A 22377-nucleotide genomic window follows, 5' to 3' on the forward strand; every position below is an offset into this window, starting at 1 on the left:
CCTATCCTCCTGTATCAACCTCAACCCAAATCTTCCTCCGAAGCGGGTTGCAAAAGTAGAAAAATATAACCAACACCCAAACCATAATCCACTTTTATTCCAACCAAATCCTTAAACACCCTGATACACAACCAGAAAAAAGGCATCTATATATTAGTTGGGACAGGGAATTAACCAAATAAGCCCCATGATCGGGGCTTATTTTTCTGTTTTTTCTTATTCTACTTATCTGTGTCCGGCTTCTTAGGCTTGTCTGAATTCTTAAACGTGGCCTTTATAATGTCATCAAATGAACCACGAACATAAACCTTCTCCGAATACTTGTCTGGACGAACTACCTTGTGCCCCCCAGATTCCTTTTTGCTGTTATCCATTCTCCCAAAATGTTTAAGTACAAAATAAATATTAGCTAATATACGAATTTATTAATAGATGACTATTGTGCTATTGCTTCATCCATACAATTAGCATCAGCGTAAATATCCCTATGCCTATGGCTATATTACTCCATAGCTTAGTGATTGGATTCGGAGACTTGGCCTTTACAGCACCAAAAATAAACCAGAATAAAGGGGTTGCTGAAATTAGGATTAATGCATACCATCCGCCAGTATACCCTTTAATCTTAAGTAATTTGCATCCAGCAACAGCGTAGCCTATTAATATTAAGGCAGGTACTAAAGTAGCAATAGTTTTCATTGTTATTTAAAATAATGCCTTTGATCCCTGAGGGCAGTTAAAAAAAATAGCGTGGGACTCAAGCCACGCTTAGTTTTCAAGGCACTGGTATACCTACAACCCAAACAGACAAGAGCCCACGCATGGCGTGAGCGTCCTACTTCTGTTCTTGGGTTGTTTTGAAATTACCAGTTTCTGAAAACAAGAACATAGCAAACGCTATATCATTAATATCTTAAGTCTTTCGACTATCAGCGTAAAAATATGAAAAGTATTTATCTTTTGTCCGGGCGGAAATTATTAATTTAGAAGTAACTAAATACTACGCCATAATGAACAGTAACGAATTAAAACCGTTTAAGGAAACTTTAGAGAACATTTACAATCAACAAATTGAAATAAAAAAGAAGATAGCTAAGATAAAAAACAGCGATTCATCATCTACTGTTCTAGAAGATATACTAACTGAATGCCGGTATATAGAAAGTGATTTAGCTTACTTTATCGACCTGATTAACCGAACCTAAAATACGTCCTCTGATAGTTCTATGTTCAAATAATAAGCTTTGGATCAAATCAATCTTAATATTCCTGTCAACACCTAACGTAAGAACTTTTTCCACTTCCAAAAGTGTTTTAGCCTCTGCTTTAGTTACCTTATTTTGAATGGCTTCCATAATATAATTTGTTTTGACAAACAAATATTATAAATAATAACTTATTATGCAAATTACTTTAAAATACAAAGCGCTTTTAATCAATAGGCGCAATCAGATCAATATATCTAATTCTAGCATTACCACATTTGCTAACTGCATCATGAAACCTCGTATGCTCTGCTAGTAATCTAGTGTTGAATCTATAGCTGATCTCGTCACAATAACGCTGAACATGCTTGCGACTGATAACATGATAAGTACCGTAAATACTACGCTTTAGCACACTCCAAAAGTTCTCTATTGTATTGGTATGGACATCGCCAATTACATAAACCTTATCAACATGCTTAATTGTATTATGGGTAAACTTAGTCCCTAAGTCCTGATAGGCATACCAGGTATCAGTCATTAGCTTGGCACCTACTTTGGCATTTTCAACTACAAACGGATGCAAATGTTCTTTTTTGGTGTTAGGCACGTATTTTAATCTCACCTCTCCTTTTCGCTGAACAATTCCCACAATAGGCATCTTATCTTCACTAGCAGCTCTACCCATGCTGCCCTGACCTTTCATATATCCCCGCTTACTTAGATGCCTGTTCTTTTCTTTCCCACCTACATAAGTTTCATCTGCCTCGACAACTCCGTCTAACAACTCTGGTGCGTTATGCTTCAACATCGTTCTGATCCTATGCAGAATAAACCAAGCTGTTTTTTGCGTCACACCCAAATCTCTGGATAATTGTAAACTTGAAATGCCCTTTTTGTGTCCAGTACATAGGTACATAGCCGCAAACCATACCCGTAGTTTGATCTTCGTATTCTCGAAGATTGTACCCGTAGTTACACTAAACTTTTTATGACAATCCTTATCCGAACATTTATAACCCCTGTTGGTTACATATGCTTTCTTAGCACTTCCGCAATGCGGGCACGTAACAACACCGCCCCACCGCTGACTGGTAAGATAATCTATACACGTCTGCTCTTCTCTAAAATGATCTAGTAATTGTATTACACTTTTGAATTCGCTTGTCATGGCCTTGAAATATATTTCAAATATACATCTTGTCCCGACAACTACCTAATTTATTTTATATTACTGTTAATAAAAATAAACGCTAAGTTTGCTATATAAAAAAACCGATCAGGTTCTTACGCGCTGATCGGTTTAAAAGTGAAGATGATAATTTGTTATCTGTTGGACTACTTCGCAAACTTGTCGTTTGCTTTTTGTCACGGTTTATGACTTGTATCTGTCGGCCGCTCCGTCAATCGTTATGAAAGCGGTTCACTAGTTCATCTATCATCACCCTCGATTTCAAAAGCAAAGCTAGTGAATAATCACTAGCTTTTTTTGGTTTATTCATGTCCCAACTAATATATATATGCCAGAAAAAATACAGCAGCTACCCGGCCAAACCGCAAACCATACAGGAATGGGCAGTCACGCTTTAAATCTATCGCCTCTCCAAGGCTCAATTGCCAGTATACATACTCCATTGTCAATATACTCCATTGATACTATATATATAACTATACGCAATTGCTATTGGCTATGATATTATAAGTATGCTGCATCCGGCGATGACCGGAGGTATAGCCATAACAGGGTAAGGCAGATAAGACAGTGCCCGGTACCTGCCGGGCCTTAAAGTCCAGCATTAGTCCAACTTTAGTCCAGCATTAGTCCAACTTTTGCCGGAAAAACATGGACTAATGTTTCACTTTCAATTCAATTATCCTTCACTAACATCAGCACCACTCTGAACACTGCAGCTATCCACTGCTTATACAACATCCCAGTACATCAGAGACCCCCACATTTTTAACGCCATAAGCCACGGTCCAATACGAGATTAAACAAAATCACAGGAATGTATCATACCGGGATACATGACAGAAGCCAGGCCCAGACATGCAGCAATAAAAAGATTTTAGAAATATCCGGGTTAGTATTGGCCGGTCGACAGCAGCACCAATGTGCAGGCCCTTAACGGTTCAATACCGTGCTGCTCCAGCAAAGATTCTAGCTCCCTGTTTTCAGTGCCTGGATTGAAAACAACTCTTTTAGGATTCGTTTGCAGTATATAATCATAGTAACCACTTTGCAAATGCGGACCTATATATAATGTAATGGTATCAATGTCATTGTGAATCTCGCCCTGCTCTTCTATTTCCACACCGGATACTGTTCCTTTTTTTATACCGACATTGACAATGGTATGCCCTTTTGAGGTAAGCATTTGTGCCGCCATGTATGCATATCTTGCAGGATTTGTTGTTGCACCAATAATTAATGTTTTTTTCACGATCTAAAATTTAAGCAGTAAAGCAATTTGCCCGCCATGATAAGCATGGTGCTGAATCAATCCATTCAATAATTCCCATTTAGTCAGCCGGGGACCCTCTATATGACGAACATTTTCCAGCCATTGATCACCAGTCATCATCAGGGCCAGGTTGACTAGTTTTTCATTGGCAATATGAAAGTCACGCAAGATCACATCCCAGGAGGCAGGCGTTTCTTCATTTACCTCGGGCCAGTCCCCATTTTCAGGTTCTTTGGCCATATTATCCATTAACCTGGAAATCACTTCTTCAGTCCAGGCAGTCAGGTGAAGCACCAATTCCGCTATGGTATGTGCATTGGGGATAGGCCTTTTAAAAACCTGCCTGTCTTTTACCGACGAAATTATCGCCGACACATTATTACCATGCCAGGCATCACCACTGTAGGCCTTCCTCAATTCACTTGCAAAATCAATCATAACTAACTAACAAACGATCACTAAATCTGTTTAATAATACTTCATTACCGCATTGGCACAATTGACACCGTCTATAGCTGCAGATACGATTCCGCCGGCATAGCCTGCACCCTCTGCACATGGAAATAATCCCGCCACCTGAGGGTGCTGAAGAGTTTCCCGGTCCCTTGGTATCCGCACAGGGGACGAACTCCTGCTTTCTACACCGACCAATATCGCTTCATTGGTAAAATAACCTTTCATCTTTTTTCCAAACAAAGGTAACGCGTTTTTTAAGCTGGATGCTACAAAATCCGGCAAGGTATCTTTTAACATCACACTTCTGGTGCCGGGTAAATAGGAATTTTTTGGAAGATCAGGGGATACTCTGCCTTCAACAAAGTCCACCATCCGCTGGGCTGGTGCTACAAGATCACCACCGCCAAGTTTAAAAGCAGTCCGCTCTATTTCGGCTTGAAAATGCATCATGCGCAAAGGATCATCGCCCTTCACATCATCAAGCGTGATTTGCACTACAGTTCCTGAATTGGCATAAGGGTTATTTCTTTTAGAAGGCGACCAGCCATTTACTACAATTTCATGCTCATGAGTAGCGCATGGTGCTATTATCCCTCCCGGGCACATACAAAACGAAAAGACTCCCCTGGACCCGACCTGCTCTACTAAACTATAATAAGCAGGCGGCAAAAACTCACTTCTGGTGTCGCAGTGGTACTGAGCGGCATCAATAATAGCTTGCGGGTGTTCAATCCTGACCCCCAAAGCAAATGGCTTGGCTTCGACCAGGATGTTTTTTCTATGCAGCAACTCGTAAATATCCCGGGCGGAATGGCCGGTAGCCAATATAATCGCTTCGGCAGGCAGCTTTTCCTGATGATCAGTAATCACGCCCTTTATCTTGCCAAATTCGACCAGAATGTCTGTTACCTTTCGCCCGAAATGCACTTCTCCGCCGGCATTCTCAATTGTTTCTCTGATGGCAGTAATGATATGCGGAAGCTTGTTTGTTCCAATATGGGGACGCGCATCTATAAGAATGTCTTCTGTCGCGCCATGCTGCACAAAGGTTTGAAGTACTTTATTGATGTCTCCGCGCTTGTTAGACCGGGTATACAGCTTACCATCAGAATAAGTACCCGCGCCACCCTCACCATAACAATAATTAGATTCTGTATTTACTATTCCTTCTTTATTTATTGCTGCCAAATCTCTTCTGCGCTGTTTTACATCTTTCCCCCGTTCCAGTACTATGGGTTTTAATCCATTTTCAATGCATTGGAGTGCAGCAAATAGACCGGCAGGACCGGCTCCAATAATCAGCACATGTTTTGCATTACTGACATTTTGATAGCTGACCCTGAAATGTTCTGCCATAAAAGCCTCATTGATAAACACCTTTACCTGCAGTCTGTAGATTACTTTTCGGGAGCGTGCATCAATCGACCTTTTGAGCACCTGATACCCATTAATGGCAGATTGATCTGTTTTTAAAGCTATTGACAAGGCTTTTCTGATGGCGTCATCTTGTCCTAATTCTTCCGGAGCGAGTGTGATCTCTATGTCTTTTTGCATAAACTGTCAGGTTTTTATCCCGAACTGTAACAAAGGTACGAAAGTTGAGTTCTAATGTGTAAATTAACCAATGCAAAGCAAATCCCCTCATTGAGAATTACATTTGGGACAATTAAAACAACAAATAAAAACAACATGAAACCTGCGGAGCAAGCTTCATGACAATTAAAACAACAAATAAAAACAACATGAAAAAAGTAGTATTAGCAATAGTAGCGATTTTAGTTTTGATCCTGGCCATTAGCGGTTGTGGCTACAATGGGCTTGTTAAACTTGATGAAGATGTAAAAACAAAATGGGCACAGGTAGAAACACAATATCAGCGCCGTTCTGATCTCATTCCTAATCTGGTAAGTACCGTTAAAGGTGCTGCGAAGTTTGAGCAGGGAACCTTGACCCAGGTTATCGAGGCCAGATCCAAAGCAAGCCAGATCACCATTGATCCGGACAAACTGACCGAGGAAAACATGCAAAAATATCAGGCAGCCCAGGGTCAGCTTAGCCAGGCCTTAGGAAAACTAATGGTGCTCACTGAAAATTACCCGGAACTTAAGGCTACCCAGCAGTTCAGCGAACTTTCAGCCCAGCTAGAAGGTACTGAAAACCGCATCACTGTAGCGAGGAAGGATTTTAACGAATCTGTCCAGACTTACAATGTCAAAGTGAGGTCATTCCCCAACAATCTTACCGCCGGTATATTTGGCTTTAGTCAGAAAGCTGCATTTAAAGCGGATGCAGGCGCCCAAAACGCACCTAAAGTAGAATTTTAATACGATTTCATGGGATTATTCACGGAACAAGAACAGGAAGAGATTTCAAATGCCATATCAAATGCGGAAAAGGCGACTTCAGGAGAAATCAGAATTGCATTAGAGGAACATTGTGAAGGCGATGCATTTGAAAGGGCAACCGGCTACTTTGCAAAACTGGGGATGGATAAAACATCCCGGCATAATGGCGTATTGATCTATATGGCTCATGCCGACCATAAATTTGCCATAATAGGAGACCGGGGCATCAATAAAGTAGTCCCTCCCGATTTTTGGGAAACAACCAAGGTTGCCATGCAGGCACATTTTGCGGCAGGTAATCTGGCCCAGGGAATGATAGCAGGTATCGTCCTGGCGGGAGAAAAATTAGCACTCTTTTTCCCTTCGCAAAATGACGACGTCAATGAGCTGCCGAATGACATTATTTTTATGGATCAAAACAAAAGTAGCAAGGCATGAAAAAATTAATAATAGCCCTGTTTTTAAGTTTTGTGTCTTTGTTGAGCTTCGCCCAGGATTTTCCGGCAAAGCCCAACAAACTGGTCAATGACTATACCGGGACATTATCATCGGCCCAGATTCAGCAACTGGAGCAAAAATTAGTTGCTTTTGACGATTCCACTTCTACCCAAATTGTCGTAGCCATCGTAAAATCTGTTGGCGATTACGATATTAATGAATACGCGCTGGAACTGGGCAGAAAGTGGGGTGTGGGAAACGCAGGCAAGAATAACGGTATTATGATTCTGGTAGCGCTTGGCGACAGAAAGATCTCTATTCAGACTGGTTACGGCCTGGAAGGTGTTTTACCGGACATTTATGCCAAACGTATTATTGAAAATGACATCAAGCCGTATTTCAAGTCCGGCGATTATTATGCCGGCCTGGAATCAGGAACTGATGCCATCATTAAATATACCAAAGGAGAATACAAAAATGACAAGCCCAAAACCAAAGGAGGCGGTGGTATTCCCTCAATATTCATAATTCTCGTCATTATTGTTGTGATCATCATCATTGCTAAAAAGGGTGGCAGAGGCGGCGGTGGCAGCCAGGTAATTGGTGGCCGCGGTGTTGCTGACGCACTGTTCTGGAGCATGTTGCTTGGCGGAGGAAGAAGTTCCGGAGGCGGCTGGGGAGGAGGCGGCTCCAGCAGCGGCGGTGGTTTTGGTGGTTTTGGCGGAGGCAGCTTCGGCGGCGGCGGCAGCAGCGGAAGCTGGTAAAGATATGTACAGACGAGACCTGATCTTAGCTGAAATACAGAAACTGACCCAGGTGCTGGCACGAATCATGGGACTGAAGCTTGAAGGAAAAACTATCGAAGCGGAAGACCTGTTTGCGGAATCTCTTCAAAAAGATTTCGAAATGTCTCCGGAAGATTTCTTTTCCAATGACACTGAAGCATTTAAAACTGCCCTTCTTCGACATACTTACACAGCTGAAAAGCTGGAGATGCTTGGCCAATTTATTTATGAGCAGTTCAGGACACCGGCCGACGATATCCGAAAACAAGCCTTTGCTGAAAAGCTACTCGTGATTTACCAGGTACTGGAAAGCAAATATCACATTGTTAACATGACCAATCTGGACCGTCAAAAAAACGTCCTTCAATATCTTAATACCTAAAAATGGAGATTCTAAAATGGAAAAAACTTTCATCCAAATATTTGGTGAGAGAAAAATGGGCGACTTTACGGGTGGATACCTGCGATTTGCTGAACGGAACAATAAAAGATGATTATTACGTATTGGAATATCCGAATTGGGTAAACGCTGTGGCACTGACCGCCGAAAATAAAATTATTCTGGTGAGGCAATACCGTCATGGCGGTGATATCATTTCCCTTGAGGTTCCGGGTGGCGTAATAGATGGGGATGAAGCCCCTGAGTCGGCTATAAAAAGAGAGTTGCTTGAAGAAACCGGCTATTCTTTTACGGATGCGAAATTGATCGCCACGACCTATCCCAATCCAGCTACCGCAAACAATTTGACTTATACCTATTTACTTACAGGAGGGATAAAAACTCATCAGCAGCATTTGGATGAACATGAGATCCTTAATGTTGAAGAGTACACGGTAGAAGAGGTAAAGCAGCTTTTGAAAGACAATAAAATTGCCCAGGCACTGCATGCCGCCGCTCTGTTTTATGGATTAATGGAGCTCGGGGCACTTGTATAAAAAAAATGACAGCAATAAAAAAGCCGCTGATTTAACCAGCGGCTTTTTTATTGCTAACTGTGAGCACTAGCTCATCTTTAATTTCTTCTGTATATCGTGTACGTAACCTTTAAATTTTTTGTCTGTATCAATCAGGTCTTCGACTGTCTGGCACGCGTAGATCACCGTAGAGTGATCTCTCCCTCCAAAGAAGGCCCCAATTGTTTTCAATGAAGATTTGGTGTGGCTTTTTGAAAGATACATCGATATCTGCCGTGCCTGAACAATTTCGCGTTTGCGTGTCTGGGACTTCACCATGTCCACAGGAACTTCAAAATACTCACACACCAGTTTCTGGATATATTCCATAGAGATCTCCTTGGACGTGTTCTTGATAAAGTTCTTTAGCATCTGCTTGGCCAGGGCCAGGTCAATGTCTTTCTTGTTGAGTGTGGATTGAGCCAGCAGAGACACCATTGCTCCTTCAAGCTCCCGTACATTGTTATCAATATTATGCGCTACGTATTCTATCACCTCGGCAGGAAGTTCTATGCCATCGGCATACATTTTCTTTTTCAGGATAGCGATCCTGGTTTCCAGATCAGGAATTTGAAGATCTGCAGACAGCCCCCATTTGAAACGGCTCAATAACCTTTCTTCTAATCCTGCAAGGTCTTTCGGCGCTTTATCAGACGAAAGGATGACCTGTTTACCTGACTGGTGCAGGTGGTTGAAAATATGAAAGAAAATGTCCTGTGTTTTCTCCTTACCGGCAAAATTGTGCACATCATCCATGATGATCACATCCATTGCCTGGTAGAAGTTAACGAAATCGTTTATCGTGTTGTTCTTCAATGAATCTACGAATTGCTGACAAAATTTTTCGCAGGACACATAGATCACCAGCTTATCAGGCATATTGCGTTTAATCTCATTACCAATTGCCTGGGCCAGGTGGGTTTTGCCTAATCCTACCCCACCGTAGATCATCAAAGGATTGAAGGAAGTACCTCCGGGCTTTGCGGCTACCGCGTAACCTGCTGAACGTGCCAGGCGGTTGCAATCTCCTTCTATGTAATTTTCAAAGGTATAGTTTGAATTTAACTGAGGGTCTACGTTAAGCTTTTTTAATCCCGGGATGATGAACGGGTTCTTAATGTCCTTGTTTATTGAAACAGGAATTGGCATAGATTGTATCTTGGCCTCTGCCCCATTTCCATTACTCGGCATATTGGTCGTATAAGGAGAACCTGTGTTGGAAGATTTATCCACAACAATGTTGTACTCCAGTCTTCCTTCATCTCCCAATTGCTTTTTTACTGTCTTGCGCAGCAGGCCAACATAGTGTTCTTCCAACCATTCATAGAAGAATAAGCTTGGTACCTGTATGGTCAAAACTTTGCCTTCCAATTTTAGCGCGGATATAGGTTCGAACCAAGTTTTGAAACTTTGGGTCGGAATGTTATCCTTTATGATTTGGAGACAGTTTTTCCATACTTCTGTACAAGTTTTTTCCATAGTTATTCTATAATTTGTTGGTTTACAGTGACGATACGAGCATAAAAAAAATGCTGTTTCGAGAGATCGAATATTCAAAAAATTATCAACAAAAAAAACTTAATTTTCATTTATTTGGTAAGTGCTTAGACAGCAGTCGCATACCCCACTTAACCTGAATTTTTTGTGTTGATAACTATTTCTTAACATACTTTTTAATATTCTCCGAAAACGCTACGCATTACATCCGCTACTTCTCCAAGGGTTGCATAAGCCTCTACTGCCACGAGTATAAAAGGCATCAGATTGGCTGTTCCTTTCGCAGCTTCTTTAAGGTCGGCCAATGCAAACGACACTGCTTCATTGTTTCGCTCAGCTTTAAGCGTATCCAGCTTTATGGTCTGTACTGTACGGATTGATTCATCAATAACGAAACCATCATTGATGGCCTCCGTCTTCTGGGTAAACTTATTAACACCAACTATGACCCTGCTGCCTTCTTCTACTTCCAGCTGATGGCGATAGGCGGCATCAGCTATTTCATTTTGTATGTAGCCTTGTTCAATGGCATTGACTGACCCGCCCATTGCATCAATTTTGTCCATATACAACTGTGCGGCAGCTTCTATCTCATCAGTCAGCGTTTCCACAAAAAAAGAGCCTGCCAAAGGATCTACTGTTTCAGTTACCCCGCTTTCATATGCAATCACCTGCTGGGTCCTCAAGGCGATTTTTGCTGCTGCTTCCGTAGGCAGGGACAAAGCTTCATCATACCCGTTGGTATGGAGTGACTGCGTCCCCCCCAATACCGCTGCCATTGCCTGATTGGTTACCCTGATTACGTTATTAAGCGGCTGCTGTGCAGTGAGCGTGGAACCACCGGTCTGTGTATGGAACCTTAGCATCTGTGCTTTTTCATCCGTAGCTCCCAGTCCCCTGGTTATTTTGGCCCACATTCTCCGGGCGGCCCTGAATTTGGCTATCTCTTCAAAGAAATTGTTGTGGCAGTTAAAAAAGAAGGACAGCCGCCTGGCGAAAACATTAATATCCAAACCTTTTTCAAGAGCTGCCGTTAAATATGCTTTTCCATTTGCAAGTGTAAATGCAAGCTCCTGTACCGCGGTTGACCCTGCTTCTCTAATGTGGTATCCGGAAATAGAAATGGTGTTCCACCTGGGCACCTCCCTGCTGCAATATTCAAAAATATCCGTGATGATCCTCATTGAAGGCTTTGGCGGATAAATATAGGTACCCCTGGCTGCGTATTCCTTCAATATGTCGTTTTGTATGGTGCCGGAGATCTGCCTGATGTCAGCCCCCTGCTTTTTGGCCAGTGCGATATACATTGCCAATAAAATAGACGCGGTAGCATTGATGGTCATTGATGTTGTGATCTTCTGGAGTTCAATCCCGTCAAAAAGCATTTCCATATCTTTAAGCGAATCAATTGCAACACCTACTTTTCCCACTTCGCCTTCCGCCATCTCATGATCAGAGTCATATCCGATTTGAGTAGGCAAATCAAAAGCGACTGAAAGCCCCATTGTTCCCTGCGCCAACAGGTAGTGATACCGCTTGTTCGATTCTTCTGCTGTTGAAAATCCAGCATACTGCCGCATCGTCCACAACCTGCCCCTGTACATGTCCTTTTGAATACCCCTGGTGAATGGAAACTCACCGGGGGCCTCCGCTAATGGTGGCGCAGAAGAATAAATTTCTTTGATCTCTATACCGGAGCTTGTCACAATCTTTTTTTCTTCCATGACTTAAAACAGTTCTTGAATATCTTTTTTTATGAGCGCCAGAGTCAGATCATAAGGATTTTCGGCTGAAGCTGCCATGTGCTGTAAAACTTTTTTACTCAGGTCCACGCCTTCCGCGTCAGCAGGAAGGTTTCTCACTGCGTTGTTGATCATAGCCAGGGTATCTTCTTTCAGCTTACTCACGATATTCCATATCAGCGGACTAACATACAACTGCTGAGCTACATTGTGCTGGTATTCGGACCTGATCTCGTTGAGCAGTACAGATTGCATATCGGCTAATGAAATACCCTGGTGGTGCAATCTTATAAATAAATTGGTTGGATTAATCCGCTCTATGAAAAGAATTAATCTCTCATGTGCCTGTAACCTTAACATCAGCAATTGAGGACGTTCTTCCTTTTTAACCTCTGCCAATTTCAACCTAAGGTATCTTTGTATATCGGGTCTGACCAGGTAATACCCGGCTGTCACAACGATCACGCCGCCGCCGGCAAGTCCGGCAATATCCATTATCAGTTTATTTATGTCCATTCAGCTTTGTTTGAATACGGTAATAATTAGTCTTTTATCCCAGCAAAAGTCTGCATTTTATTTATCTTTACATGATAAAACAATTTTTAACAGGCTACGATACGGAACATAATATTAAATAATATGAGTACTACAGTGGATACAGCATTTGCGCCGGTTACCTTTACAGAAGGAGCAGTTAAAGAGCTTTTTAAATTGAAGGACCAGCAGGAGATTTCTGAGAATTTCGGATTACGTGTCGGAGTTGAAGGAGGAGGATGCTCCGGGATGACCTATGTACTTGGTTTTGATCAAAAAAAAGACGGGGATCAGGAATTCATAATTGACGGCATTAAAGTTTTCATGCACAAGGCACACCAGATGTACCTGCTGGGCATGCAGGTAGACTGGCAGGATGGGCTAAATTCAAGAGGTTTTACCTTCAGCAACCCGAATGCTAACAGCACTTGCGGTTGCGGGACAAGCTTTTCTGTTTAGACAGAATTTGATTGTAACATTATAGGTGGTCTCGTTGTCTTAACAGCGGGACTTTTTAATTTTATCCCTTAAAGAATTTTATTTCTGCAGAATGACCTACACCGAAAACGTAAGACTAGCAATTCAATCTATAAAAAGTAACCGGCTGCGTACTTTGCTTACGGCATTGATCATTGCTATTGGCTTATCGGCGTTAGTGGGTATTTTAACCACGCTGGATGCAGTGAAAACCAGCATGACCGAAGCGTTTTCGAGTATGGGTGCCAATTCTTTTACAATAAGAAACAGGGGAACAGGGATCAGAATCGGCGGTGGAGGAAAAAGACCAAAACCATTTCGGTCTATTAAATATGAAGATGCCACCAGTTTTAAAGAAAGGCTGAACGCCCCGGCAAATGTAGCAATAAGTGTATTCGCCAGTGGGGGATCAACCGCCAAATACGGAATTGAAAAAACAAACCCAAACATTAACATTCAGGGTATTGATGAAAACGGTTTAAATTCTCAGGGTCTTGATTTGGCTTTGGGGAGAAATTTTAGCCAGAAAGAAGCATTTTCAGGAAACAATCTATGTATCATAGGAAGCGAAATCAAAGAAAAGCTGTTCAAAAACGAAGATCCGCTCGATAAGGTCATCAATGTAGGCAACAGCAGGTTAAAAATTGTTGGTGTACTGGTTACCAAAGGCCAGAGTATGGGCTTTAGCGGAGACAGAACTGTGTTTGTTCCCCTGTTAAAAGCCAAACTGATCAATTCCAACTCCAATCCATCATATACTATAACCGTTGCAGTTCCAAATAACGAACAAATGGATAATGTGATAGGAGAAGCGACCGCTGAATTTAGAAATATCAGAAAAGTGAAGATCGCTGAACCTAATAATTTTGAGATCACCAAAAGTGATGCGGTTGCGCAGACCTTGTTTGAGCAATTAAGTTATATCGTATTGGGTGGCATAGCCATTGGTGCGATCACGCTGATCGGTGCTTCTATTGGCCTGATGAACATCATGCTGGTATCGGTAACTGAAAGAACCAGGGAAATAGGTATACGAAAAGCAATCGGGGCCAATCCTTCGGTGATCCGAAAGCAATTTCTAATTGAGGCGGTAATGATCTGTCTTATGGGTGGTGCATTTGGTATATTTTTAGGTATCGCTATAGGAAACCTGATTTCCTTTTCAATGGGCGGATCCTTCCTCATTCCCTGGGAGTGGATCATGGGCGGTTTTGCGCTTTGTGTGCTTGTAGGAATCGGCTCAGGATATTACCCCGCAAAAAAAGCGTCTAAACTTGACCCGGTAGAAGCATTAAGATATGAATAGTTTTTATCGCCCATGATATTGGGCATCATAATAAGCCTGGTAATTTCCTGAGGTCACATTACCCAGCCATTCTTCATTTTCCAGGTACCATTCCACTGTTTTGGCCAGACCTTCTTCAAACTGAAGGCTTGGCACCCAGTCCAGTTCTTTTTGCAGTTTGGTCGAATCGATCGCATAACGAAGGTCATGTCCCGCCCTGTCGGTTACAAAGGTGATCAGTTTTGCCGAGTCCCCCGGTGTTCTGTCCAATTTTTCATCCATGATCCTGCACAGTAAATGGATCAGGTCAATATTTTTCCATTCATTGTGTCCGCCTATATTATAGGTCTGTCCTGTTTTCGCCTGATGAAAAATAACATCTATCGCCCTTGCATGATCTTCTACCCATAGCCAGTCCCTTATATTCTCCCCTTTTCCGTATACAGGTACAGGCTGGTTATTTTTAATGTTATTGATCGCAAGAGGAATCAGCTTTTCAGGAAAATGATGTGATCCGTAATTGTTCGAGCAGTTGGAGATCACCACATCCAGTCCATAGGTGTCGTGGTATGCCCTTACAAAGTGATCCGAGGAAGCTTTCGATGCCGAATACGGACTATGCGGGTCATAGGCAGTAGTTTCAGTAAACATTCCTGTTTCTCCCAATGCCCCGTATACCTCATCTGTGGAAACATGATAAAAACGTTTGTTTGCATAGTCTCCTTTCCAATACTCTTTGGCTGCATTTAACAGGTTCACTGTCCCGATCACATTGGTCATCACAAATGCACTGGGGTCAGTTATGGAACGGTCAACATGGGATTCTGCCGCCAAATGAATGATCGCATCAAATTTTTCCTTCTGGAACAGCTCATTTATTTCAACCGCATCAGTTATGTCCGCTTTGACAAAACTGTAATTCGGTTTATCTTCTATGTCTGTCAGGTTTGCTAAATTCCCCGCATAGGTCAGCTTATCCAGGTTTACAATCTGGTAATCGGGATACTTATTTACAAATCTTCTCACAACGTGAGAACCTATAAACCCTGCACCCCCTGTTATTAGTATTTTTTTCATGCTATAATTCTTTTGGCAAACCAAGCTCCCGGGCCACCGCCTCAGATTTATTGGTATATATTTTATTTAAAACGTCGTTTAGCTGCTCCTTGAGATCGAATTGAAGGTCTTCATGCATTCTATAGTATTTATTCAAAACACCCTGCGTTGATTTAACAAAATAAACCATGAGCTTCTCATTAAACTTATGCAGCGGAGAAAAAAGACTTTCCTTAAATGCTATCGGGATCAGACCCAGCAAATGTATCCTTAGCTCGATATCGGAGCCGGCATCTTTGGTCACTTTAAAATGATGATTGGTCTGGCCTAAAAGCCCCCTCATCTTTGTGAGTGTATCTTTGGACGTCAGTTTTTTATTATTCAAAAGCTCACCTACGCCTCTGTCTATCAGAGATACCAATGCCTCATGCCGATCAACAAGGTCTTGTTCATCTTCCAGCAATTTAAAATGAAGATGCTCTGTTAAGACTTTATCTTTAGCAATGAGCCTGAGCAAAAGTTTATCTTTTTCCTTTTCAGGAAGAGATCTGATCGCCAGTTTAAGATCCTTGTGCTCACTTAACAGCATCTAGAATGGATTTTCCTTTAAATATTTCTCCCATTTCCATGCAGAAGACATCATTTCTTCTAAACCAAGCTCCGCTTTCCAGCCCAGTACTTCTGTTGATTTGGTGACATCGCCCCAAACCTGCTCAATATCTCCAGCTCTCCTGGGGCCTATCGTATAATTCAATTTTTCGCCGGTTGATTTTTCAAAAGCATCAATGACTTCCAATACGGTTGATCCTTTACCTGTCCCCAGGTTGAACACTTCATAATTAGATTCAGCTTTATCGCTCTCCAGTCTTTTAATGGCCGCAACATGCGCCTTAGCCAGGTCCACAACATGAATGTAATCTCTGACGGCACTTCCATCAGGAGTATTATAATCATTGCCGTAAACGGTAATGGGACCGCGCTTGCCTATGGCTGACTGGGTGATAAAAGGAACCAGGTTTTGAGGAACCCCGATCGGCAATTCCCCGATCAACGAAGTATGATGTGCCCCCACGGGGTTAAAATAACGAAGTGAAGTAACCTTCAGAGAAGGGACAACCGCACAGGTCTCCCGTAAAATTTCTTCAGCAATCTGCTTGGTATTTCCATAAGGTGATTCCGCCTTTTTTGTTGGCGCCTCTTCAGTTACAGGCAGTACATCTGGCTGACCATAAACGGTACATGAGGAGGAAAAGACCAATTTTAAGGAGCTGTCAAAGGCATTGATTAAATTGATCAGTGAATAGAAATTATTTCTATAATATTTTAAAGGCTGCTGAACAGATTCTCCTACTGCCTTGAAAGCAGCAAAATGGATCGCTCCTGATATATCCTTATGCTTAGCGGCAAATTCCTTGATTTTGTCCTCATCACACAGGTCAAGTTCAGCAAATTCTGGTTTTGCTCCAATGATGGCTTCAATCTGATCGAGTATTTTCGGGTTGGAATTGGACAGGTCATCAATGATGATTACTTCATAGCCTGCATTGTATAATTCTACCACTGTATGTGAACCAATAAAACCGGTCCCGCCAGTCACTAATATTTTCGACATTCTTTTTAATTAACGATTATAGGTTGTAAAATCTTTATGTTCTTTATTTATTAATGCTTCTTTCGGCAAAGATTTAAAATACTCGTAAGTGATCTTAAGTCCTTCTGCCCTGCTTATTTTTGGTTCCCAGCCCAGAATTTTCCTGGCTTTTGTGATATCAGGCCTGCGCTGTTTGGGGTCATCAACCGGCAGATCCCGCAATACCAGTTTTTGGGTAGTACCTGTCAGTTTAATGATCTCTTCACCAAACTGTTTAATTGTAATTTCATCAGGATTTCCAATATTAACAGGCTGTGCATAATCACTCAGCAGTAACCTGTAAATGCCTTCAATTAAGTCATCTACATAACAAAAAGACCTGGTCTGCGATCCGTCCCCAAATACCGTCAGGTCTTCGCCGCGAAGTGCCTGACCAATAAAAGCAGGGAGTACCCTTCCGTCATTCAGGCGCATTCTTGGTCCATAAGTATTAAAAATCCGGACTATCCTTGTCTCTAATCCATGAAAAGTATGATAAGCCATCGTCATTGCTTCCTGAAAACGCTTTGCTTCGTCGTATACCCCTCTTGGGCCAACCGGATTCACATTTCCCCAGTATTCTTCCGGCTGAGGATTAACACTAGGGTCTCCGTATACCTCTGAGGTTGAAGCGATCAGCATGCGGGCATTTTTATTTTTCGCCAGTCCCAAAAGATTATGGGTGCCTAATGAACCAACTTTCAATGTCTGGATGGGGATTTTTAAATAATCTATCGGACTGGCCGGAGACGCAAAATGCAGTATATAATCCAGTTTTCCGGATACGTAAACAAATTTTGAAACATCATGATGGGAAAACTCAAAATTCTCCAGACCAAACAAATGTTCGATATTCCGCAGGTCCCCGGTAATCAGGTTGTCCATACCGATCACATGATAATCTTCTTTAATGAACCTGTCACACAAATGAGATCCCAGAAAACCCGCAGCACCAGTTATTAAAACTCTTTTACGTCCCATTAATCTATCAGTTTACGCCCAACACTATTGTAATAATATCCAAGATCGATCATTTTTTGAAGGTCATAAAGATTACGCCCGTCAAAAATAACCTTATTGGTCAAAGTTTCTTCCATTCTGTCAAAATCCGGGTTTCTGAAAACCGACCATTCCGTAGCAATCAGCAAAGCATCTGCTCCTTTCAAAGCCGCATACTGATCTTCCGCATATTGAATTTTATCACCCAGCAAAGCCTTTACATTGGCAATACCTTCAGGATCAAAAGTATTTACGGTAGCGCCATGTTTCAGGAGATCCTCTATGATGTACAATGCGGGAGCTTCGCGGATGTCATCGGTCTCAGGTTTGAAAGCCAGCCCCCACAACGCAAAATGCTTGCCTTTCAGGTCACCTTTATAGTATTTCAAGAGTTTCTCCACCAACACAGTTTTTTGTTTTTCATTTACCCTCATTACCGCCTTCAGGATCTGAAAATCATACTGGTTCTCATCTGCGGATTTGGCCAGAGCCTGCACATCCTTAGGGAAACAGCTTCCGCCGTAACCTATCCCCGGGAACAGGAAACGCTTACCTATACGGTCATCAGATCCAATCCCTTTTCTGACTGCATCCACATCAGCCCCGACTATTTCACAAAGATTGGCCACCTCATTCATAAAAGTGATCTTTGTAGCAAGGAAAGAATTTGCGGCATATTTAGTAAGCTCAGAGGAGCGCTCGTCCATAAACAAAATAGGATTACCCTGCCGTACATATGGGCCGTATAATTCCGCCATCAGTTTTTTAGCCTTTTCGCTGGTGGTCCCGATCACTACACGATCAGGTTTCATAAAATCATCTACAGCAACGCCTTCACGTAAAAATTCAGGATTAGAAACCACATCGATCTCTACCGATGTGTGCTCCTTAAAAACAGCCTGCACCTTATCCGCTGTTCCCACGGGAACAGTTGATTTATTCACAATAACTTTATAAGCTGTAACCAATTTGGCGATGTCTTTTGCTGCACCCAGAATATAAGAAAGGTCTGCAGCTCCATCTCCGCCTGGGGGGGTTGGCAATGCCATGAATATGATCTGGGCATCTTTAATACCCGCTGCCAAGTCCGTAGTAAAGGTAAGTCTGCGCTGGGCAATATTCCTGTGGAACAAAACATCCAGGCCAGGTTCATAGATTGGTATTTCACCGGCCTGCATCTTTTGCACCTTGGCTGCATTCACGTCAACACAGATTACATTGTTCCCGGTTTCAGCCAGACAAGTCCCTGTTACCAGACCTACATAACCTGTTCCTATTACAGCTATTTTCATATATTAATTTCGATTTAATTTTATTGAGGTATCTTCGGCTAAGATAACAAAAAACAATAAAATGCTTTGGCTTTATAATATAGGGATTCAACTTTATGGACTCATTATTTACCTGCTTTCTCCTTTCAGCACAAAAGCAGCACTTTTTATAAACGGCAGAAAAAATATCTTCAAAAAAATAGCGCTTACCGCTGATCCATCACAAAAGCACATCTGGTTTCATTTTGCGTCCCTCGGAGAGTTTGAACAAGGCAGAACTGTATTGGAGAAAATAAAAGAGCTTTATCCCCAAAAACGGATTGTCATTACTTTCTTCTCTCCTTCCGGTTATGAAATAAGGAAGAATTACCCCCTGGCAGAGGGAGTCTTCTACCTGCCCTTGGATACCCCGGAAAATGCAAAAAAACTAATCGCTGCTCTAAATCCGGAAATCGCAATTTTCACCAAATATGAATACTGGTACCATTATTTTAAAGCGCTAAAAAAAAATGGCACTCCCCTATTTATCATCTCCGGAATATTCAGGACCGGACAGGTTTATTTCAAGTGGTATGGCTCATTTAACCGGAAAATACTAAGTTTTGTCGACCACTTTTTTCTGCAAAATGAAGAAAGCAGGGCATTACTTAGCAGCATTCAACTTAAAAACACCAGTCTAAGCGGCGATACCAGATTTGACCGGGTAGCTGAAAATGCCGCTTCACCGAAAACATTCGATCTTGTTGAAAAATTTTGTGGCACAGCACCCGTTCTTGTTGCCGGCAGCACCTGGGCGGCGGACGAAAAAATCTTATCCGTATTAATTTCCGCCTATCCCGGCTGGAAATTCATTATAGCGCCCCATGAAATTGATACAGGTCATATCAGTGCGCTTCAGAAATTATTACCTGAGGGCATAAAATATTCCGGTCTGTCCGAAACCACACAAAAAAGCCAGGTACTGATCATTGACAACATAGGCCTGTTATCCTCACTTTATAGATATGGAAATATTGCATACATAGGTGGCGGATTTGGCGCAGGGATCCATAACACCCTTGAAGCTGCTGCATTTGGCATACCTGTTATTTGCGGGCCAAAATATGAAAAATTCCAGGAGGCAAAGGACCTGATCTCACTAAATGCAGCCATAAGCATCAGAAATGAGGGCGAGCTCCTCGATGCATTCAAAACACTCGTTACAAATAAGCGATCTGGCGATGCTGCGAAAAACTATGTGATCTCTAAAACAGGATCAACAGATCAGATTATAAATTATATACAACCGTATTTTTAGGCTACTGCCATCCCAGCCAGGGCATCTATAAACCTGGGGTCATCATTAAGGCTTTCCACCAGCTGGACGTGTTCACCACCCAGCGCCTTAAACTCCTCATGATATTCTACCGTAATTTCGTACAGTGTTTCCAAACAATCCGCAACAAACGCAGGACTAAATACCAGTAACCTCTTTTTACCTTCTCTGGCAAGTTTCTTTAAAACATCAGTGGTATACGGCTGTACCCACGGTTCTTTGCCCAGCCTCGATTGAAAACAAACTGTATAATTCTCACTTGCGATGTTGAGTTTAGCTGCGATCAGCCTGGCTGTATCATACCCCTGCGCAGAGTAACAGAATTTATTTGTGTCATTCAATGATTCACAGCAGTTATCCTGCTTCAGGCAATAATGACCAGTATGATCACATTTCAAAAGCTGACGTTCCGGCAGTCCGTGAAAACTAAACAACACATGGTCGTAGCTATCCGGCTGGTATTTTAGCGCATTATTCGCAAAAGTTTCAATTACAAGATCATTGTCATGAAAAGAGTTGACAAAAGCTACAGGGGGCACAGTAGACCATCTACTAATGATCTCCATTACGCTCTGCATGACTGATCCGGTACTCGCTGATGCATACTGGGGGAACATGGGTATTACTTTTATACTTTCCACCAGACCTGCCTTCATCTTCTCCAATGCTGATGATATAGAAGGATTTTGATAGCGCATTGCAAGTTCGACATGATATTCGTCACCCAGTTTTTCCTGCAGCAGGTTGGCCTGGATCTTACTGTAATACAATAATGGAGAACCGTTCCCGTCCCAGATCTCCTTATACAGCTTAGACGTTTTCGGACTTCTGAAAGGGACAATAATTCCTTTTACCAGAAGCGTGCGTTTAAATGCATTGACATCTATCACACGCTCATCCATCAAAAACTGATCAAGATATTTACGCACGTCTGCTACCTCCGGACTATCCGGAGTTCCTAAATTTACCAGCAATACACCCTTTTTTCCCATAGTTACGGCGCGAAATTAACTTATTATCTTATTGCTTCCTTAAGCAGGAAAGCAATATTTACTTTCTAATGATCGAGCAAAAAGGTTTTCACCTCCTCCATAAGCCACATCGGGGTTGATGTAGCACCGCAGATCCCAACCTTATCCCCTGGAGAGAACCACTTGAAATCTATTTCTTCCACATTGGAAATAAAATGCGAATTTGTATTGTATTTTTTGCAAACATCGTAAAGCACCTTCCCATTTGATGATTTCTTACCTGATACAAAAACGATGCTGTCAAAATTCACCACAAATTTCTCCAGGTCACCATACCTGTTAGAAACCTGCCTGCATATCGTATCATTTGCCTTTACTTCATATCCTCTGCTCAGCAGCTCATCTTTGATCTGATAAAATTTGTCGGTGCTTTTTGTCGTCTGGCTATACAATGTGAATTTTGCGGGAAGATCAGTGTCGTCCAGTTCAGCAATATCCTGAAAAACAATCGCCTTACCATCTGTCTGACCCTGCAACCCTACTACCTCCGCGTGCCCGTGCTTGCCAAATATGAGAATCTGCTCATCGTCATCATGAGAATTCTTTATGCGGTTCTGCAATTTCAGCACCACCGGACAGGATGCGTCGATTAGCGTCAGCTGGTTTTCTAAAGCCAGTTTATAAGTAGATGGCGCTTCGCCATGCGCCCTGATCAGTACCTTCTCATTTTGAAGCGTTTGCAATTGTTCATGATCGATGATCCTTAGCCCCTTGTCCGTCAACCGCTTTACTTCTTCATCATTATGAACGATATCCCCCAGGCAATACAAATAATCTTCATTGTCCAGAATATCTTCCGCCATATCAATAGCATAGACTACTCCAAAACAAAAGCCTGAAGCCTTATCAATAGTTACTGTTAGGTCGTATTTCATGATTTATACACAAGCAT

25 protein-coding genes are annotated in these 22377 nt (G+C 42.1%); 8 read left to right on the top strand and 17 right to left on the bottom strand.

The window, feature by feature from the left end:
* Window positions 1-221: 221 nt before the first annotated feature.
* The 7 genes from VK541_RS22380 to VK541_RS22410 all read right to left on the bottom strand — a co-directional run bounded on the left by VK541_RS22380 (window position 222) and on the right by VK541_RS22410 (window position 5680).
* Entirely contained in the window at window positions 222-374 is a 153-nt protein-coding gene (locus VK541_RS22380; RefSeq protein ID WP_324372781.1) for a hypothetical protein, read from the bottom strand.
* Window positions 375-444: 70 nt separating this feature from the next.
* The gene (locus tag VK541_RS22385) at window positions 445-699 is read right to left on the bottom strand and encodes a hypothetical protein (RefSeq protein ID WP_324372782.1); all 255 of its coding nucleotides are present in this window, start codon (window positions 697-699) and stop codon (window positions 445-447) included.
* 470 nt (window positions 700-1169) lie between these two features.
* Window positions 1170-1355, bottom strand: a complete 186-nt coding sequence (locus VK541_RS22390) for a hypothetical protein (protein WP_324372783.1) — start codon at window positions 1353-1355, stop codon at window positions 1170-1172.
* A gap of 76 nt (window positions 1356-1431) precedes the next feature.
* Window positions 1432-2376 (bottom strand): IS1595 family transposase, encoded by a 945-nt coding sequence (locus VK541_RS22395; protein WP_324372784.1) that lies wholly within the window; start codon window positions 2374-2376, stop codon window positions 1432-1434.
* A 913-nt stretch (window positions 2377-3289) separates the two neighbouring features.
* A complete protein-coding gene (locus VK541_RS22400) occupies window positions 3290-3649 on the bottom strand; it encodes a CoA-binding protein (protein WP_324372785.1) in 360 nt (119 codons plus the stop codon).
* A 3-nt stretch (window positions 3650-3652) separates the two neighbouring features.
* Window positions 3653-4108, bottom strand: coding sequence for a DinB family protein (locus tag VK541_RS22405; protein WP_324372786.1), 456 nt, complete (start codon window positions 4106-4108; stop codon window positions 3653-3655).
* Between the two features lie 30 nt (window positions 4109-4138).
* Entirely contained in the window at window positions 4139-5680 is a 1542-nt protein-coding gene (locus VK541_RS22410) for an NAD(P)/FAD-dependent oxidoreductase (protein WP_324372788.1), read from the bottom strand.
* A 188-nt stretch (window positions 5681-5868) separates the two neighbouring features.
* Between VK541_RS22410 and VK541_RS22415 the strand changes: the two genes are divergently transcribed.
* From VK541_RS22415 to VK541_RS22435, 5 genes are read left to right on the top strand one after another with little or no spacing between them, the layout of a single operon-like run.
* On the top strand, window positions 5869-6450 hold the full coding sequence (locus tag VK541_RS22415) for a LemA family protein (RefSeq protein ID WP_324372789.1): 582 nt from the start codon (window positions 5869-5871) through the stop codon (window positions 6448-6450).
* Window positions 6451-6459: 9 nt separating this feature from the next.
* Window positions 6460-6909, top strand: a complete 450-nt coding sequence (locus VK541_RS22420) for a TPM domain-containing protein (RefSeq protein WP_324372791.1) — start codon at window positions 6460-6462, stop codon at window positions 6907-6909.
* On the top strand, window positions 6906-7673 hold the full coding sequence (locus VK541_RS22425; RefSeq protein WP_324372792.1) for a TPM domain-containing protein: 768 nt from the start codon (window positions 6906-6908) through the stop codon (window positions 7671-7673). Before VK541_RS22420 ends, VK541_RS22425 begins: the two co-directional genes overlap by 4 nt.
* Window positions 7674-7677: 4 nt before the next feature.
* Window positions 7678-8076, top strand: coding sequence for a hypothetical protein (locus VK541_RS22430; RefSeq protein ID WP_324372793.1), 399 nt, complete (start codon window positions 7678-7680; stop codon window positions 8074-8076).
* A 2-nt stretch (window positions 8077-8078) separates the two neighbouring features.
* Window positions 8079-8630 carry an NUDIX hydrolase gene (locus tag VK541_RS22435; protein WP_324372794.1) on the top strand — a complete coding sequence of 184 codons (552 nt, stop codon included), beginning with the start codon at window positions 8079-8081 and terminating at the stop codon, window positions 8628-8630.
* Window positions 8631-8696: 66 nt separating this feature from the next.
* On the opposite strand, the gene dnaA is transcribed toward VK541_RS22435, so the two are convergent.
* The 3 genes from dnaA to VK541_RS22450 all read right to left on the bottom strand — a co-directional run bounded on the left by dnaA (window position 8697) and on the right by VK541_RS22450 (window position 12403).
* A complete protein-coding gene (gene dnaA, locus VK541_RS22440; RefSeq protein ID WP_285059895.1) occupies window positions 8697-10127 on the bottom strand; it encodes a chromosomal replication initiator protein DnaA in 1431 nt (476 codons plus the stop codon).
* Between the two features lie 194 nt (window positions 10128-10321).
* Window positions 10322-11869: an acyl-CoA mutase large subunit family protein gene (locus VK541_RS22445; RefSeq protein WP_324372796.1), complete on the bottom strand. Its 1548-nt coding sequence runs from the start codon at window positions 11867-11869 to the stop codon at window positions 10322-10324.
* A gap of 3 nt (window positions 11870-11872) precedes the next feature.
* The gene (locus tag VK541_RS22450; protein ID WP_324372797.1) at window positions 11873-12403 is read right to left on the bottom strand and encodes a hypothetical protein; all 531 of its coding nucleotides are present in this window, start codon (window positions 12401-12403) and stop codon (window positions 11873-11875) included.
* Between the two features lie 123 nt (window positions 12404-12526).
* Between VK541_RS22450 and VK541_RS22455 the strand changes: the two genes are divergently transcribed.
* Together VK541_RS22455 and VK541_RS22460 are read left to right on the top strand one after the other, a co-directional pair.
* Complete coding sequence (locus tag VK541_RS22455) at window positions 12527-12880, top strand: iron-sulfur cluster assembly accessory protein (protein ID WP_324372799.1); 354 nt, start codon at window positions 12527-12529, stop codon at window positions 12878-12880.
* A 91-nt stretch (window positions 12881-12971) separates the two neighbouring features.
* The gene (locus tag VK541_RS22460; protein ID WP_324372800.1) at window positions 12972-14204 is read left to right on the top strand and encodes an ABC transporter permease; all 1233 of its coding nucleotides are present in this window, start codon (window positions 12972-12974) and stop codon (window positions 14202-14204) included.
* Window positions 14205-14207: 3 nt separating this feature from the next.
* Here VK541_RS22460 and rfbB read toward each other — a convergent pair whose 3' ends face one another.
* The 5 genes from rfbB to VK541_RS22485 are packed head-to-tail and all read right to left on the bottom strand — an operon-like array spanning window position 14208 to window position 19160.
* The gene (gene rfbB / locus VK541_RS22465) at window positions 14208-15260 is read right to left on the bottom strand and encodes a dTDP-glucose 4,6-dehydratase (protein WP_324372801.1); all 1053 of its coding nucleotides are present in this window, start codon (window positions 15258-15260) and stop codon (window positions 14208-14210) included.
* Between the two features lies 1 nt (window position 15261).
* Window positions 15262-15828 carry a hypothetical protein gene (locus VK541_RS22470; protein WP_324372803.1) on the bottom strand — a complete coding sequence of 189 codons (567 nt, stop codon included), beginning with the start codon at window positions 15826-15828 and terminating at the stop codon, window positions 15262-15264.
* Complete coding sequence (gene galE / locus VK541_RS22475; RefSeq protein ID WP_324372804.1) at window positions 15829-16851, bottom strand: UDP-glucose 4-epimerase GalE; 1023 nt, start codon at window positions 16849-16851, stop codon at window positions 15829-15831.
* 9 nt (window positions 16852-16860) lie between these two features.
* Window positions 16861-17850 carry a UDP-glucuronic acid decarboxylase family protein gene (locus VK541_RS22480; protein WP_324372805.1) on the bottom strand — a complete coding sequence of 330 codons (990 nt, stop codon included), beginning with the start codon at window positions 17848-17850 and terminating at the stop codon, window positions 16861-16863.
* On the bottom strand, window positions 17850-19160 hold the full coding sequence (locus VK541_RS22485; protein WP_324372806.1) for a UDP-glucose/GDP-mannose dehydrogenase family protein: 1311 nt from the start codon (window positions 19158-19160) through the stop codon (window positions 17850-17852). Before VK541_RS22485 ends, VK541_RS22480 begins: the two co-directional genes overlap by 1 nt.
* Window positions 19161-19221: 61 nt before the next feature.
* Here VK541_RS22485 and VK541_RS22490 point away from each other — a divergent pair, with 61 nt between their 5' ends.
* A complete protein-coding gene (locus tag VK541_RS22490; RefSeq protein WP_324372807.1) occupies window positions 19222-20436 on the top strand; it encodes a 3-deoxy-D-manno-octulosonic acid transferase in 1215 nt (404 codons plus the stop codon).
* Here the strand turns inward: VK541_RS22490 and hemH are convergent.
* Together hemH and VK541_RS22500 are read right to left on the bottom strand one after the other, a co-directional pair.
* A complete protein-coding gene (gene hemH / locus VK541_RS22495) occupies window positions 20433-21446 on the bottom strand; it encodes a ferrochelatase (RefSeq protein ID WP_324372809.1) in 1014 nt (337 codons plus the stop codon). The two genes, VK541_RS22490 and hemH, sit on opposite strands and share 4 nt — an antisense overlap.
* Before the next feature lie 65 nt (window positions 21447-21511).
* On the bottom strand, window positions 21512-22360 hold the full coding sequence (locus VK541_RS22500; RefSeq protein WP_324372810.1) for a 4-hydroxy-3-methylbut-2-enyl diphosphate reductase: 849 nt from the start codon (window positions 22358-22360) through the stop codon (window positions 21512-21514).
* Window positions 22361-22377 lie beyond the last annotated feature (17 nt).

The organism is Pedobacter sp., from assembly GCF_035317785.1.
In the GTDB taxonomy this organism is placed as follows: Bacteria; Bacteroidota; Bacteroidia; order Sphingobacteriales; family Sphingobacteriaceae; genus Pedobacter.